The organism is Diaphorobacter nitroreducens (genome assembly GCF_002214645.1).
In the GTDB taxonomy this organism is placed as follows: Bacteria; Pseudomonadota; Gammaproteobacteria; order Burkholderiales; family Burkholderiaceae_C; genus Diaphorobacter; species Diaphorobacter nitroreducens.
On record NZ_CP016278.1, the window covers coordinates 619,917 to 634,280 of the forward strand.

Below are 14,364 nucleotides of genomic sequence, written 5' to 3' on the forward strand. Positions count from 1 at the left end.
CGCCCGCTCTTGTCCGGTGGCGGTGGCGCAAACCATGCCAGCGCGCTCCGTGCAGCGGGCCCGGCCGGGCCTGCGGCATCGCCTGCCTGGAGGGGGAAGGCGCGCAGCGACTCACGGGCCGTTTCATGTCTCTGGCTTGAGTAGATAGCCCAGGCCGCGCAGCGTCATCAGGGCCACGCCGGTGCCTGCGAGTTTTTGCGCACGCGGTACACCACCACTTCGATGGCCTCGTATTGCACCTCGCTCTGGCCGGGGAAGACCAGTTCATACAGCCGCTCCTTGGCGACTGCGCGCCCCGGCTGGGCCAGCAGGGTGCGCAGCAGCGCCAACTCGCGCGGGGTGAGGTCCATGGGCGCATCGTGCAGATAGATGGCGCCGCTTTCTTTTTCATAGCGCAGAGCGCCCATCACCAGGGCGTTGGAGGCCTGTTTGTCATCTGCCGCATCGCCGCCGCTGCGGCGCAGCAGGGCGCGCAGCCGGGCCTCCAGCTCGTCCAGGTCGAAGGGCTTGGGCAGGTAGTCGTCGGCCCCCGCGTTCAGGCCCAGCACGCGGTCGCCCACGGTGCCGCGCGCGGTCAGCAGCAGCACGGGGGTGCGCAGGCCGCCGGCGCGTGCCTGTTGCAGTACCTGCAGGCCGTCCAGGCCGGGCAGGGTGAGATCCAGCACCACGGCGTCGGGCGGGTGCGCGCGCCATTCGGCCAGCGCGGCGCGCCCGTCCGCAAGGGCGGTGACGGCCATGCCGCGGCGCGCCAGCGAGCGCTGCAGCGTGGCCTGCATGGTGGCGTCGTCTTCGACGAGAAGCAGTTGCATCCGCGGATTAGAACGCGTTTGCGGCGGGTGGCGGTTGGCGCGCGGATCTCGGTGTTAACCCTGGTGCCGTGGACAGCCGTTTGACAGCTTGCGCGCGCATCATCGCGCCGGTCAGCGTTCCCTTTTTCTAACAAGCAAGGAGACAACATGCGTCGCGATACCTTTCTGAAGTCGCTGGCGGCACTGGCCGCCGCGGGCAGCCTGCCGCTGTCGGCCCAGGCCGCCGTGGCCGTCAAGATGATGCTGCCCGCCAACCCCGGCGGCGGTTGGGACACCACGGGCCGCGCCCTGGGCAAGGCCCTGCAGGATGCGGGCGTGGCCTCCAGCGTGACCTATGACAACAAGGGCGGCGCGGCCGGCGCCATCGGCCTGGCGCAGTTCGTGAACGGCTCCAAGGGCGACCCGAACGCGCTGATGGTGATGGGCGCCGTGATGCTGGGCGGCATCATCACCGGCAAGCCGCCGGTCAACCTGAGCCAGGCCACGCCGATCGCGCGGCTGACCAGCGAATACAACGTCTTCGTGCTGCCCGCCAACTCGCCCTTCAAGAGCATGGCCGAGGTGGTGGCGCAGCTCAAGAAGGACCCCGGCAGCGTGAAGTGGGGCGGCGGCTCGCGCGGCTCCACCGAGCACATCGCAGCGGCCATGATCGCCCGTGAAGTGGGGGTGGACCCGGCGCGCATCAACTACGTGGCTTTCCGTGGGGGCGGGGAGGCGACGGCGGCCATCCTGGGCGGCAACGTCACCGTGGGCGGCAGCGGCTACAGCGAGTTCTCCGAGTACATCGCCGCGGGCAAGATGAAGCCCATCGGCGTGACCTCGGGCCAGCGCCTGAAGGGCGTCAACGTGCCCACGCTCAAGGAGCAGGGCATCAACGTCGAGATCGGCAATTGGCGCGGTGTGTACGGCGCGCCCGGCATCACGGCCGAGCAGCGCAAGGCGCTGGTGGCAATGGTGGAGAAGGCCGTCAAGAGCAAGGCGTGGGCCGAGGCGCTGGAGAAGAACGGCTGGACGCCCGCGTGGCTGGCCGGCGACGACTTCGCCAACTTCGTGGACAGCGAATTCGCCAGCCTGCGCGCCACCATGGTGAAGTCGGGCATGGTCTAAGCCCGGCGGCGCCGCAGTGTGCTGCGGCGCTCCTTTTTTGAGAGCTGTCAGCGCTTGATGGATAAGCGCTAGGGCCGTTTTTTGTTTGAAACCTGCGCCGCCGCGGTGCGGCGCCTCCCCGGAGGCCGCAGCCATGTCTGAGCTTTCCTCTTCCCCTCCCTCCATTCCACCCACAAGCGCCGTGCCTTCACCCGGCTGGCAGGCCGCCGTGGGCGCCGGCGTCATCCTGGTGGCCGCGGCCATGGCCTGGGGCGCGCTGGAGATTCCCGGCAACGCCGGTTATGGCGGCGTGGGCCCCAACTTTCTGCCGTGGGCCTGCGCCCTGGTGTTGGCCGTGTGCGGCGGCTGGCTGATCTGGGAGGCCACCACGGGCGGCTACCGCCAAGCGGCCGACCCGGGCGGCGCGCCGCACGCGGCATGGGGGCCCTTTGCCTGGGTGTCGGCGGGGCTTCTGCTGAATGCGACGCTGATCGTGGAGCTGGGCTTCATCGTGGGCTGCACGCTGTGCTATGCGCTGGCCGTGCAGGGGCTGCGCCGCGCGGGTGGGCAGACGGGCCTGCTGTCGCCGCGCGTGCTGGCCGTGGATGTGGCGACCGGGCTGGCCATCGCCGCGCCGGTGTTCTGGCTGTTCACGCAGTTCCTGGCAATCAACTTGCCGGGCCTGACCGCCACCGGGTGGCTGTAGGCCAGGGCGCGGGAGAGTGCACATGCATGCTGACTTTGGCTGCTTCGATGGCGCCGGCGCAGGCCGCGTTCCAAACAGGGATTGAGTGCTATGGAAATCTTTGACGCATTGCTCGCAGGCTTTGCCACGGCGATCACGCCGGCAAACCTGCTGTGGGCCCTGGTGGGCTGCGCGCTGGGAACGGCCGTGGGTGTGCTGCCGGGCATCGGGCCGGCGGTGGCGGTGGCCATGCTGCTGCCCATCACGGCCAAGGTGGACATGACCGCCTCGATGATCTTCTTCGCGGGCATCTATTACGGCGCCATGTATGGCGGCTCCACGGCGTCCATCCTGCTGAACACGCCGGGCGAGACCGCCAGCATGGTCACGGCCATGGAGGGCAACAAGATGGCCAAGAGCGGGCGCGCGGGCGCGGCGCTGGCCACGTCGGCCATCGGCTCGTTCGTCGCCGGCACCATCGCCACGGTGGTGGTGACGCTGTTCGCGCCGGGCGTGGCCGAGTTCGCAGTCAAGCTCGGCCCGCCCGAATACTTCATGCTGATGGTGCTGGCCTTCACCACGGTGAGCGCGGTGCTGGGCCAGAGCAGTCTGCGCGGCATGACGGCGCTGTTCCTGGGCCTGGCGCTGGGCTGCGTGGGCATGGACCAGATCTCGGGGGCCGCCCGCTACACCGTGGGCAAGATGGAGCTGCTGGACGGCATCGACATCGTGCTGGTGGCCGTGGGTCTGTTCGCCGTGGCCGAGGTGCTGTATGCGGCGCTGTACGAGGGCCGGGTGGAAGAGTCGCAGAACCAAATGGGCCGTGTGCACATGACGCGGCGCGACTGGCGCCGGTCCATTCCCGCATGGCTGCGCGGTACCGTGATCGGCACGCCCTTCGGTTGCATCCCGGCGGGGGGGACGGAGATTCCCACCTTCTTGAGCTACGCGACCGAAAAGCGTCTGGCCAAGGGCGAGGACAAGGCCGAGTTCGGCACCCGTGGCGCGATCGAGGGGGTTGCGGGCCCCGAGGCGGCCAACAACGCCACGGTGACCGCGGCGCTCATCCCGCTGCTGACACTGGGCATCCCGACCAGCAACACCACGGCCGTGCTGCTGGGGGCCTTCCAGAACTATGGGCTGAACCCCGGCCCGCAGCTGTTCACCACATCGGCCACGCTCGTGTGGGCGCTGATCGCGTCGCTGTACATCGGCAACATCATGCTGCTGGTGCTGAACCTGCCCATGGTGGGGCTGTGGGTGAAGCTGCTGAGGATCCCGCGCCCGCAGCTCTACGCCGGCATCCTGATCTTTGCCACGGTGGGCGCCTACGGCATGCGCCAGAGCACGTTCGATCTGTTCCTGCTGTACGGCATCGGCCTGCTGGGCGTGCTGATGCGGCGCTTCGACTTCCCTACGGCGCCCGTGGTGGTGGGCATGATCCTCGGGCCGCTGGCCGAGGCGCAGCTGCGCAACGCGATTTCCATCGGCGAGGGCAGTTGGATGATCTTCCTGCAGCGCCCCATGTCCGTGACGCTGCTGGTGATCGTGCTGGCCGTGCTCATCGTGCCGCGCGTGCTGCGCCGCTGGGCCGAGCGCAACCTGGCCCATGCGCGCCAGAGCGTGGACGATGTGAGTTGATGGAGCGCTGCGCGTCGGCGCTACCCGCGCCGGCGCGCGCGCGGCCCTAGCGCAGCACCCGGGCCACCACCGGGCCTGGCTGGGGGGCAGGCCCGCTGCCGGGGCCTTCCTGCCGGGCCGCAGCGGCCGCGCCCTGCGGCTGCGTGCGGCGCCGCGCCACCCACAGGTACAGGCCGCTGCCCAGCACGATGATGGTGGCGATGTCGAGCACGGCCCAGAGGATCTGCATGGGCATGCCCGCGTAGTCGCCAAAGTGCAGCGGCTGCGACACCAGCAGGGCCGTCAGGTACCACGGTAGCTCCGGCGCGGCAGTGACCTTGGCGGTGCGCGCGTCGACCAGCACGGGCTCGAGCAGGCGCGAGGTGAGCGGCGCATCACCGCGCAGGAAGAAGGTGTTGTGGTGCGGGCTGGAGAACGCCGTGCCCGGGAACGCAATGAACGACAGCCGCGTGCCCGGCGCCTGGGCCAGCGCTGCGTCCAGTGACTGCTGCAGGGAGCCGCGCTCGGCGACGGGCGTCAGCGGCTGGCCCTGGTAGGGCGCCAGCAGCGCGGTCAGCTCGTCGTGCTGCCAGTACTTGACGATCAGGTCGGCCCAGGTGTTGACCACCCCCGTGGCGCCGACCACGCAGGCCCACACCAGCGTCACGATGCCCAGCAGGTTGTGCAGGTCCAGCCATTTCACGCGCGTGGAGCGGTCGCGGCGCACCTCGCCGAACTGCAGCTTGCGCATGAAGGGCGCGTAGAGCACCACGCCGCTGATGATGGCGACCACCAGCAGCAGGCCCATGAACCCGAGGAACAGCTTGCCCGGCAGGCCCGCGAACAGGTCTACGTGGAGCTTGAGCATGACCCACATGAAGCCCTCGTCGAAGCGCGGCTGGGCCAGCACTTCGGCCGTGCGCGCGTCCACGGCGACGGAGCGAAAGTCGTCCGTGGGAGCCGGCGTGGGCGTGAGCGTCACAAACCACAGGTCGGTGCTGTCATCGGGCTGCGAGGCGTATTGCACCACGCGGTCCGGGTGCTGCGCCTGGGCCACCGCCAGGATGCGGTCCAGGCTGGCGCGGGGCGTGTCCGCCGGCATGGCGGGGGCCTCCACCTCGGTGCCGAGCAGGTGCCCGATCTCGTGGTGAAAGATCAGCGGCAGGCCGGTCAGGCACAGCAGCAGCATGAAGACCGTGCAGACGAGGCTGCTCCACTTGTGCAGCCAGGTCCAGGTCTTGAGGGTATTGGGTGTCAGCATGGCGTTGGTGCGTCCGTAGGGGGTCAGAAATCCACGCTGGCGCTCAGCGTGAAGGTGCGCGGTGCGCCTACCACCAGGTAGCCTGATCCGGGGTAGCCGCCCGCAGAGGCCCAGTAGTTGCGGTTGGTGGCGTTGTCCACGCGGGCGCGCAGTGTCAGCAGCCGGCCGCCGACCTCGGTCAGATAGCGCACGCCCAGGTCCAGGCGCGTCCAGGCGGGCAGGCGCAGGGTGTTGGCATCGTCGGCGTAGCTCGCGCCGGTGTGGACCACGCGCGTATCCAGGGCGAGGCCGCGCACGCCCGGCATATCCCATTCCACTCCGGCATTGGCCTGCAGGCGCGGTACGCCGATCACGCGGTTGCCATCCAGCGAGGCGGTGCCCGTGGCGCGCTGCTTGGCCTGCAGCCAGGTGGCGCCACCCAGCAGGCGCAGGCCGCGCGCGGCTTCGCCATAGACGTTGAACTCCACACCCTGGTGGCGGTCTTCGCCGGCGGCGGTGAAGACGTTGTCGGCATTCACCAGCGCACGCGGGCGCGTGGTGCTGAAGAGTGCCACCGAGCCGCCGATGCGGCCCGCGTCGTACTTGACGCCGATTTCCTTCTGTTTGGAAACGTAGGGCGCGAGCTGCTGCCCGTGGTTGACGACCGGAACGCCGTTGGCCGTGGCCGGGGCCGTTTCGCCTTGGCTCAGGCTCTCGATGTAGTTGGCGTACAGCGACAGGCGGGAGCTGGCCTTGAACACCACCCCGGCCGCGGGGCTGATGCGACTCTTGTCGTAGCTGCCCAGCGGTGCCGAGGTGCCGTAGGCGTAGTCCTGGACCTTGATGCTCTGGTGGCGCGCGCCCACGGTGAGCAGCAGCGTGTCGTCCATGAAGGCCAGCGTATCGCCCAGGGCAAAGCTGACCAGGCGCGTGCGCCCCGTGAGGTTGGGGTTTGCCAGGTCGCCGCCATGCAGCGCGCCGGCGCTGAATGCGGGAGCGGCATAGGGGGTGTAGCCATACAGGTTGGCGGGCAGCGTGTTGCCGTAATCCATCACATAGGCGTTGTCCTTCTCGAAGTCGAAATACGAGGCGGAAGCCACCCATTCGTGTCCCACGTTGCCGGTGCGCAGCTTGCCGCGCACGCCCAGCTCGCCCGTGTTCACGCGGTCTTTGCGTGTGTTGTCGAAGCGGTAGACGCTGCCCGCGCCGGTGTCGGAGTTGGTTACCCTCAGGTTCGCCAGCGAATTGGCCTCCTTGCTGCGGCGCATGCCCCAGGCACCCCAGGCGGTGATGTCGGGAGTGAGGTCGACTTCGCCGCGCAGCGTACCGAAGAGGTCGCGCTCGTTGGAATACGACCAGGGCTGGGAGAAGTTGGCCTTGGCATCGGGCGCGGCGAGGATGCTGGTGGCCAGGGGGCCTAGTGTCACGTTGCTGCGCGTACCCTTGAGTTTGTTGTCCTGCCAGCCGATGTCCCCCGACAGGCGTACGTTGCGGCTGCGCCAGTCCAGCCCCACCGAAAGCAGGCCCAGGCGGCTTTCCTCGTGATCAATGGCGGTATCGCCATCGCGCAGCGCGGCATTCACGCGGATGCCGGTGCTGCCCTCGGGGCCGAAGCGGCGCGCCAGGTCGAGCGCAGCGTGCCCGTAACCTCCCGACCCGGTGCCCAGCGTCACGCGGGACAAGGGCTCGTTCGGCGCGCGCTTGGGCAGCAGGTTGATGGTGCCCCCCGCGCCGCCCCCGAAGGGCGCTGCTCCCGTGAGGAAGGTAGCGGCGCCCCGCAGGACCTCGACGCGCTCGAACAGTTCGGTGGCGATGTACTGGCGCGGCAGCAGGCTGTACAGGCCGTTGTAGGCCACGTCGTCGGAGCCGACCACGAAGCCGCGGATGAAATACGCCTCCTGGAAGTTGCCGAAGCCCCGCGCCATGCGCACGCCTGAGTCGTTTTGCAGCACTTCGCCCACGCTGCGGGCCTGCTTGTCCTGGATGAGTTCGTTGGTGTACGCGGTGATGCTGAAGGGCGTCTCCTGTGGGTCGCGAGTCCCCAGGATGCCGACGCGCCCGCCGCGCGCCACCTGGCCGCCCGCATAGGCTGGCGACAGGCCCTGGGCCGACGCGTCGGCGCTGGCGTTGACCTCAACGGTGGGGAGTTCGGGCGCGGATGGCGTGCCCTGCGCATGCGCCATGGACTGCAGCGCGACAAAGATGGCAAGGGCTAAAGGGGTGGGGCGGTTCATGGTTGTGATGGGCGGGAGGAAACAGAGTCAAGGGCGGCGCAGGGCTTGGCGCGCGGGACCAGCGCGCACCAGGTCATCACGGCAACGGGCAGGCCAAGCGCGAACCATGACCAGCGGTCGCCCCAGTGGTCGGACACCAGTGCGCTCAGCAAGCCGCTGGCGGTGAGCACGCCCAGCACGCACGGCCAGAGCCAGAGGGAGGGCCGCGATGGCGCGGGAGGCCGCGGGGTGGACGGGGAAAGGCGGGTGTCGTTCATGGTTGGGCCGGTCAACAGCGGTGGGCGTTAAGGGCGTGCAGAAGCTGTGCGCTGACGGTAAAGGGCATAAGAACGAGAGTGATTGGTGTTTATGTTTCTTGGCGCATCGCTGCCTCGTTCATCGCCCTAGACAGAGTGCGCCGGGTACCGCCGCGCAAGCGCAGCGCGGCCAGCGCCCGGGGGACGGCCGCCCCCGGGACCTCCCCACCAGAGAGCACGCTTGCACAGGCGCGGAGTATAGCTCTATGTTGAGAATGGTTCTTATTAATTTGCAATGGGCGTCGAACGCCGGCGTTACCATCCGACCATGCCCCTGCATACCGACGCCTCGCCCTTGCCGCTGGATGCGCAGGGCATCCTGGAACTGGCTGCGCGCTCCATGTTCCAGCTCTTTTCCACCATGAGCCAGGGCATGTTCCTCGTGGACCTGAGCGGGCGCATCGTGTGGGTCAACGGGGGCTACCGCCGCTTCCTGCCCGACCTGGGCGTGCATTCGGTCCATGACTTCGTGGGCCGCATGGTGGAGGAGGTGATTCCCAACACCCAGATGCGCCAGGTGCTGGAGACGGGCCAGCCCGTCCTGGTGGACCTGCTGACGAACAAGGCCGGCACGTTCGTGGTCAGCCGCATTCCCCTGCATGGGGATGATGGGCGCGTGATCGGCGCCATTGGCATCGTGTTGTTCGACCATCCGGAAACCACGCTGCAGCCCCTGATTGCCAAGTTTGCTCAACTCCAGCGCGAGCTGGACGATGCGCGGCGCGAGCTGGCCGCGCAGCGCAGCCGGCTGCCCGTGGCCGGCCCGGGGGTGCGCCGTGCCAAGCACACGTTCGCCAGCTTCGTGGGTGCCAGCCCCGCAGCCACCGAGGTGAAGCGCCAGGCGCGCCGCGCGGCCCAGTCCCAGAGTCCGGTGTTGCTGTTGGGCGAAACCGGCACGGGCAAGGAGCTGCTGGCCCATGCCATCCACGCGGCTTCCACGCGGGCACAAGGTCCCTTCGTGAGCGTCAATATCGCCGCCGTGCCCGACACATTGCTGGAGGCAGAGTTCTTTGGTGTAGCCCCCGGTGCCTACACCGGTGCCAGCGTGCGGGGTCGGGAGGGCAAATTCAAGCTGGCCGACGGGGGCACGTTGTTCCTCGACGAGATCGGTGACATGCCCTCCAATCTGCAGGCCAAGCTGCTGCGCGCCCTGCAGGAAGGTGAAATCGAGCCCCTGGGTTCCAATCAGCTCGTGCCGTTCGACGTGCGCGTGGTAGCCGCCACTTCGCGCGACTTGGCCGCGCTGGTGCGCGACGGCCTGTTCCGCGAAGACCTCTTCTATCGCCTGCATGTGCTGCCCATCCGCGTGCCACCGCTGCGGGAGCGGCGTGGCGACATCCCGGCCCTGGTGGAGGCACTGGCCGACGACCTGGCTCTGCGCAATGGCATCGCCCCGCCCGAGCTGCTGCCCGATGCACTGGCCCTGCTGGGCGCGCAGGCATGGCGCGGAAACATCCGCGAACTGCGCAACGTACTGGAGCAGGCTGCCATGCGCAGCGAAACGCTGACCGTCGATGCAGAGCAATTGCGTCAGGTGCTGCGCGAAAGCGGCGTCGAACCCGCAGCGCCCACACCCGATGCGGGCGGGGTTTCTACCGGCGACGATGGCGCGGCGCTGCTGCGCCCATTGGCCGTGCAGGTGGCAGAGTTGGAGCGCCGCGCCATAGCTGCAGCGCTGTCATTGCATGGTGGCAACAAGCTCGCCACGGCGCGGCACCTGGGCATCTCCCGTGCCACGCTCTACGAACGGATGGGGCAGCCCTTGGCTAACCCTGATAAATAAATAGACAAATGCCTGAAATTAAGGCATTCAATTTGTCTGTAAATTAGTCAAGAAAACCGCAGCGGCTGGAAATTCGCGAAAAATGTCGCCGAAGTGACGTCTGGTGATCTGTCCGGCGACCATGTCGGGCCACTTGCGCCCTGGCATGGTGCGTGCAATGTTTTTGTCATACCCAAAAGAGGAGACACGCATGCACCATCGCAGCCTCGCGGCGCGGGCCGGCGGCCTGGCCGCAGCCCTGGCGGCCGCTCTGACCGCGCCGTTGGCGCTGGCCCAGTCCGAGATTCGCATCGCCCATGTCTATAGCAAGACCGGGCCGCTCGAAGCCTATGGCAAGCAGACGCAGGCAGGGTTGATGATGGGGCTGGATTACGCCACTGGTGGGACCATGGCGGTGGCGGGCAAGAAGCTCGTGGTGATCGAGAAGGATGACCAGGGCAAGCCAGACCTGGGCAAGAGCCAGCTGGCAACGGCGTATTCCGACGATAAGGCGGACCTGGCGGTGGGCCCCAGCGCCTCGGGCGTGGCGCTGGCCATGCTGCCGGTAGCAGAGGAATACAAGAAGATCCTGTTGGTTGAGCCCGCGGTGGCGGACTCGATCACCGGTGACAAGTGGAACAAGTACATCTTCCGCACGGGCCGCAATTCCAGCCAGGACGCGATCGGCAACGCCGTCGCCATCGACAAGCCCGGCACCCTCATCGCCACCCTGGCGCAGGACAACGCCTTTGGCCGCGACGGTGTCAAGGCGTTCAAGGACGCCATCAAGACAGCCAAGCTGGTGCATGAGGAATACCTGCCCGCGGCCACCACCGACTTCACCGCGGGCGCGCAGCGCCTGATAGACCGGCTCAAGGACCAGCCGGGCAAGAAGGTGATCTGGGTGCTGTGGGCCGGGGCGGGCAACCCGTTCAAGATCAACGACATGGATCTCAAGCGCTACGGCATCGAGATTGCCACGGGCGGCAACATCCTGCCGGCGATGGCGGCGTTCAAGGGCATGCCGGGCATGGAAGGCGCCACGTATTACTACTTCGGCATCCCGACGAACCCGGTGAACGAGGCATTGGTGTCCATGCACTACAAGCAATTCAAGACGCCGCCAGACTTCTTCACGGCCGGTGGTTTCTCGGCCGCTATGGCGATCGTGACGGCGCTGAAGAAGACCGGCGGCGACACGAAGACCAATACGCTCATCAAGGCGATGGAGGGCATGAGCTTCGATACGCCGAAGGGCACCATGACCTTCCGCAAGGAAGACCACCAAGCCATGCAGAGCATGTACCACTTCCGCATCAAGAACGACCCGGCGTTTGCGTGGGGCGTACCCGAACTGGTGCGCGAGATCAAGCCGCAAGAGATGCAGGTACCGATCCGCAACAAGCGCTGATTGCCCACCGTGCAGGGCGCGCCGGCGAAGCCTCGCCCGGCCGCCCACACGTCGTTTGTATTCCTCGATGAACCCCGGGCCACACGGGGCGGACTTGCGCACACCGCGCCCCTTTGACAGGAGACAAAAGCATGCCATTCCATCGTTTTCTGCTCGCTGCTGCGTTGGCATCCGCCGGCATGGCGCAGGCGGCGGCGCCGCTGGGCCAGTACAACATCGACACGGGCAAGATCAGCGTTTCAGGGCTGTCCTCAGGCGGCTTCATGGCCAACCAGCTTGGCAATGCGTACTCGTCCACCTTCATGGGCGTGGGCATCTTTGCCGCGGGGCCGTACATGTGCGCGGGCCACAACAACTACACGGCCTGCATGTACAACGCCAGCATCAGCGCCAGCCAGCAGAGCGCGATGCAGGGCAGCATCGACAGCTACAGCGCCAACGGCACCATCGATGGCAAGTCCGGCATTGCTGCTCAGAAGATCTACATCTTCACGGGCACCAGCGACTACACCGTGGGGCCCAACCTGACCGATGCGCTGCAGACCCAGTACCTCAACAATGGGGTGCCCGCGGGCAACATCACGTACGTCAAGCGCAGCGGGACCGCGCATGTGCTGCCCACCGACTTTGACAGCACGGGCAACAACGCATGCAGCAGCAGCACCTCGCCCTTCATCAGCAACTGCGGTTATGACGGCGCGGGAGCGGTGCTCTCACATTTCTATGGCGCGCTGAATGCGCGCAACAACGCCCCTGCGGCAGCCAACTACATCGAGTTCGATCAAAGCGCCTATACCGCAGGCAACCCGGGCATGGCCGCCAACGCCTGGCTGTACGTGCCCGCAAGCTGCGCCAACGGCGCGCAGTGCAAGCTGCACGTCGTGCTGCACGGTTGCCAGCAGAGCACCGACAAGATCGGCGACAAGTTCGTCAAGAACACCGGCTATAGCCGCTGGGCCGATACCAACCAGATCATCCTGCTGTTCCCGCAGACCCGGATCGACAACACCAGCCGCAGCACCGCCAAGAGCGGATCGCTGGCCAACCCCAACGCCTGCTGGGACTGGATCGGCTGGTACGGCGGCAATTTCGCGCAAAAGAGCGGCGCGCAGATGGCCGCGATCAAGGCCATGGTGGATCGCATCGCTTCCGGTGCAGGTTCGGGCGACGGCGGCGGCACCCCACCGCCCACCGATCCGGTCCTGCCAGCGCCCACCGGTCTCAGCGCGTCGGGCGCCACCGCCACAAGCATGAACCTGGCCTGGAATGCCGTGGCTGGCGCCAACGGCTACAACGTCTACCGCAACGGCAACAAAGCCAACGCCCTTACCGTCTACGCCACCAGCTATACCGACTCGGCGCTGACCGCTTCCACCACCTACAGCTGGGCGGTGCGTGCGGTGGATGCCAACGGCGCAGAGGGTGATGCGTCGAACGCCGTGAACGGCACCACGCTCGCGCCCACGCAGTCCCCTGGCACCTGCACCACAGCCAGCAACTATGCGCACACACAAGCGGGGCGCGCCTACCAGCAGGGCGGCTACACCTACGCCAATGGCTCCGGCCAGAGCATGGGGCTGTGGAACGTGTTCGTGACCACCACGCTCAAGCAGACAGCCACCAATTACTACGTGATCGGCACCTGCCCCTGACGCGCACCGACCGCGGCATTGGCACACAAGTACGCACCCATGAGCGCCTTGGCCACCCAGGACCTGACGATCCGCTTCGGCGGGCATGTGGCGGTGAACGCCGTGACCTGTGCCTTCGCGCAGGGCACGCTCACGGCCATCGTGGGGCCCAATGGCGCGGGCAAGACCACGTACTTCAACCTGATCTCGGGCCAGCTCAAGGCGACGGCAGGTCGCGTGTCGCTCCATGGCCAGGACCTCACGGGCCTGCCGCCTTCTGCGCGCACGCGCGCCGGCCTGGGCAGGGCGTTCCAGCTCACCAATCTGTTTCCACACCTGTCGGTGCTGGAGAACGTGCGCCTGGCCGTGCAGGCTGCGCAGCCCGGGCGGCACCGGCGCGGCCTCAACCTGTGGAGCATCTGGAGCGACCACGCCGCACTCACCACCCGTGCGCAGGGCATCCTGCATGCCGTGGCCTTGGCCGACCGCCAGGACATGCCGGTCGCCAGCCTGCCGCATGGGGACCAGCGCAAGCTGGAGGTGGCGCTGCTCATGGCGCTGGACCCGCAGGTCTACATGTTCGACGAGCCCACGGCTGGCATGGGCCATGACGAGGCCCCCGTGATCCTGGACCTGATACGCGCGCTCAAGAAAGACAAGACCAAGACCATCCTGCTGGTCGAGCACAAGATGGACGTGGTGCGCGAGCTGGCCGACCGCATCATCGTGCTGCACAACGGCGTGCTCGTCGCGGACGGCGAGCCCGCCGCAGTGATCGCGTCGCCGATCGTGCAGCAGGCCTACCTGGGCACGGCGGCGTCGGCTGCGGAGGCTGAGGCATGAGCGCACCGCTGCTGAAGCTGTCCGGCGTGCACACGCACATCGGGGCATATCACATCCTGCATGGCGTTGATTTGGCCGTGCCCCGCGGGCAGCTCACGCTGCTGCTGGGGCGCAACGGCGCGGGCAAGACGACGACCCTGCGCACCATCATGGGTCTGTGGCGCGCCAGCGCCGGGACCATCACCTTCGGCGGCCAGGGCATCGCGGCCTGGGAGACGCCGCGCATTGCCCAGCAGGGCATTGCCTACGTACCCGAGAACATGGGCATCTTTGCCGACCTGACGGTGAAGGAAAACCTGCTGCTGGCCGCGCGTGGCGCGCGCACCGCGGCGCAGATGGACAGCGCGCGGCTGGAGTGGATCTTCCGGCTCTTTCCCGCCGTGGAAAAGTTCTGGAATCACCCCGCGGGCAAGCTCAGCGGCGGGCAAAAGCAGATGGTGGCCGTGGCACGCGCCATCGTGGAGCCGCGCGAGTTGCTCATCGTGGATGAACCCAGCAAGGGACTGGCGCCCGCCATCGTCAACAACATGATCGACGCCTTCGCCCAGCTCAAGGCCAGCGGCACCACCATCCTGCTGGTGGAGCAGAACCTGCACTTCGCCCAGCGCCTGGGCGACCAGGTGGCGGTGATGGACAACGGTGTAGTGGTGCATGCCGGCCCCATGGCCGCATTGGCAGAGGACGAGGCGTTGCAGCAGTCGCTGCTGGGGCTGTCGTTATGAGTGGTTATGAATCAAATCGGCCTGT

The 14,364-nt window shown here is 67.5% G+C and carries 11 protein-coding genes and 1 pseudogene; 8 read left to right on the forward strand and 4 right to left on the reverse strand.

The genetic code is table 11. The annotated features are described in order from the left end of the window. Positions 1-123: 123 nt before the first annotated feature. Positions 124-809: pseudogene (locus BA022_RS02920) on the reverse strand (response regulator). A gap of 147 nt (positions 810-956) precedes the next feature. On the opposite strand from BA022_RS02920, the gene BA022_RS02925 reads away from it, so the two are divergent. From BA022_RS02925 to BA022_RS02935, 3 genes are all read left to right on the forward strand, one after another. Beyond that, positions 957-1,916: a Bug family tripartite tricarboxylate transporter substrate binding protein gene (locus BA022_RS02925; RefSeq protein ID WP_011804914.1), complete on the forward strand. Its 960-nt coding sequence runs from the start codon at positions 957-959 to the stop codon at positions 1,914-1,916. 133 nt (positions 1,917-2,049) lie between these two features. Then, complete coding sequence (locus BA022_RS02930; RefSeq protein WP_088888498.1) at positions 2,050-2,601, forward strand: tripartite tricarboxylate transporter TctB family protein; 552 nt, start codon at positions 2,050-2,052, stop codon at positions 2,599-2,601. 90 nt (positions 2,602-2,691) lie between these two features. After that, a complete protein-coding gene (locus tag BA022_RS02935; protein WP_088886501.1) occupies positions 2,692-4,221 on the forward strand; it encodes a tripartite tricarboxylate transporter permease in 1,530 nt (509 codons plus the stop codon). Between the two features lie 46 nt (positions 4,222-4,267). Here the strand turns inward: BA022_RS02935 and BA022_RS02940 are convergent, their stop codons facing one another. Genes BA022_RS02940 through BA022_RS02950 form a run of 3 tightly spaced genes read right to left on the reverse strand, consistent with a single transcriptional unit; the run spans position 4,268 to position 7,931 of the window. Continuing rightward, positions 4,268-5,461, reverse strand: coding sequence for a PepSY-associated TM helix domain-containing protein (locus BA022_RS02940; protein WP_088886502.1), 1,194 nt, complete (start codon positions 5,459-5,461; stop codon positions 4,268-4,270). Between the two features lie 23 nt (positions 5,462-5,484). Next, on the reverse strand, positions 5,485-7,674 hold the full coding sequence (locus tag BA022_RS02945; protein ID WP_088886503.1) for a TonB-dependent receptor: 2,190 nt from the start codon (positions 7,672-7,674) through the stop codon (positions 5,485-5,487). Further along, complete coding sequence (locus BA022_RS02950) at positions 7,671-7,931, reverse strand: hypothetical protein (RefSeq protein WP_088886504.1); 261 nt, start codon at positions 7,929-7,931, stop codon at positions 7,671-7,673. The genes BA022_RS02945 and BA022_RS02950 overlap by 4 nt, the downstream gene beginning before the upstream one ends. Positions 7,932-8,238: 307 nt before the next feature. Here BA022_RS02950 and BA022_RS02955 point away from each other — a divergent pair, with 307 nt between their 5' ends. The 5 genes from BA022_RS02955 (at position 8,239) to BA022_RS02975 (ending at position 14,339) form a co-directional block, all read left to right on the forward strand. Then, the gene (locus BA022_RS02955; protein WP_088888499.1) at positions 8,239-9,753 is read left to right on the forward strand and encodes a sigma-54 interaction domain-containing protein; all 1,515 of its coding nucleotides are present in this window, start codon (positions 8,239-8,241) and stop codon (positions 9,751-9,753) included. 190 nt (positions 9,754-9,943) lie between these two features. Continuing rightward, positions 9,944-11,143: a substrate-binding domain-containing protein gene (locus BA022_RS02960; RefSeq protein ID WP_088886505.1), complete on the forward strand. Its 1,200-nt coding sequence runs from the start codon at positions 9,944-9,946 to the stop codon at positions 11,141-11,143. Positions 11,144-11,274: 131 nt separating this feature from the next. Then, the gene (locus tag BA022_RS02965) at positions 11,275-12,795 is read left to right on the forward strand and encodes an extracellular catalytic domain type 2 short-chain-length polyhydroxyalkanoate depolymerase (RefSeq protein ID WP_088886506.1); all 1,521 of its coding nucleotides are present in this window, start codon (positions 11,275-11,277) and stop codon (positions 12,793-12,795) included. A gap of 39 nt (positions 12,796-12,834) precedes the next feature. Further along, a complete protein-coding gene (locus BA022_RS02970) occupies positions 12,835-13,617 on the forward strand; it encodes an ABC transporter ATP-binding protein (protein ID WP_088886507.1) in 783 nt (260 codons plus the stop codon). Next, complete coding sequence (locus BA022_RS02975) at positions 13,614-14,339, forward strand: ABC transporter ATP-binding protein (RefSeq protein WP_015913546.1); 726 nt, start codon at positions 13,614-13,616, stop codon at positions 14,337-14,339. The genes BA022_RS02970 and BA022_RS02975 overlap by 4 nt, the downstream gene beginning before the upstream one ends. Positions 14,340-14,364: the final 25 nt, after the last annotated feature.

Bases quoted from the DNA above. Each gene is read 5' to 3' on its own strand.
- BA022_RS02925 (WP_011804914.1), top strand. From the start codon at position 957: ATGCGTCGCGATACCTTTCTGAAGTCGCTGGCGGCACTGGCCGCCGCG.
- BA022_RS02930 (WP_088888498.1), top strand. From the start codon at position 2,050: ATGTCTGAGCTTTCCTCTTCCCCTCCCTCCATTCCACCCACAAGCGCC.
- BA022_RS02935 (WP_088886501.1), top strand. From the start codon at position 2,692: ATGGAAATCTTTGACGCATTGCTCGCAGGCTTTGCCACGGCGATCACG.
- BA022_RS02940 (WP_088886502.1), bottom strand. From the start codon at position 5,461: ATGCTGACACCCAATACCCTCAAGACCTGGACCTGGCTGCACAAGTGG.
- BA022_RS02945 (WP_088886503.1), bottom strand. From the start codon at position 7,674: ATGAACCGCCCCACCCCTTTAGCCCTTGCCATCTTTGTCGCGCTGCAG.
- BA022_RS02950 (WP_088886504.1), bottom strand. From the start codon at position 7,931: ATGAACGACACCCGCCTTTCCCCGTCCACCCCGCGGCCTCCCGCGCCA.
- BA022_RS02955 (WP_088888499.1), top strand. From the start codon at position 8,239: ATGCCCCTGCATACCGACGCCTCGCCCTTGCCGCTGGATGCGCAGGGC.
- BA022_RS02960 (WP_088886505.1), top strand. From the start codon at position 9,944: ATGCACCATCGCAGCCTCGCGGCGCGGGCCGGCGGCCTGGCCGCAGCC.
- BA022_RS02965 (WP_088886506.1), top strand. From the start codon at position 11,275: ATGCCATTCCATCGTTTTCTGCTCGCTGCTGCGTTGGCATCCGCCGGC.
- BA022_RS02970 (WP_088886507.1), top strand. From the start codon at position 12,835: ATGAGCGCCTTGGCCACCCAGGACCTGACGATCCGCTTCGGCGGGCAT.
- BA022_RS02975 (WP_015913546.1), top strand. From the start codon at position 13,614: ATGAGCGCACCGCTGCTGAAGCTGTCCGGCGTGCACACGCACATCGGG.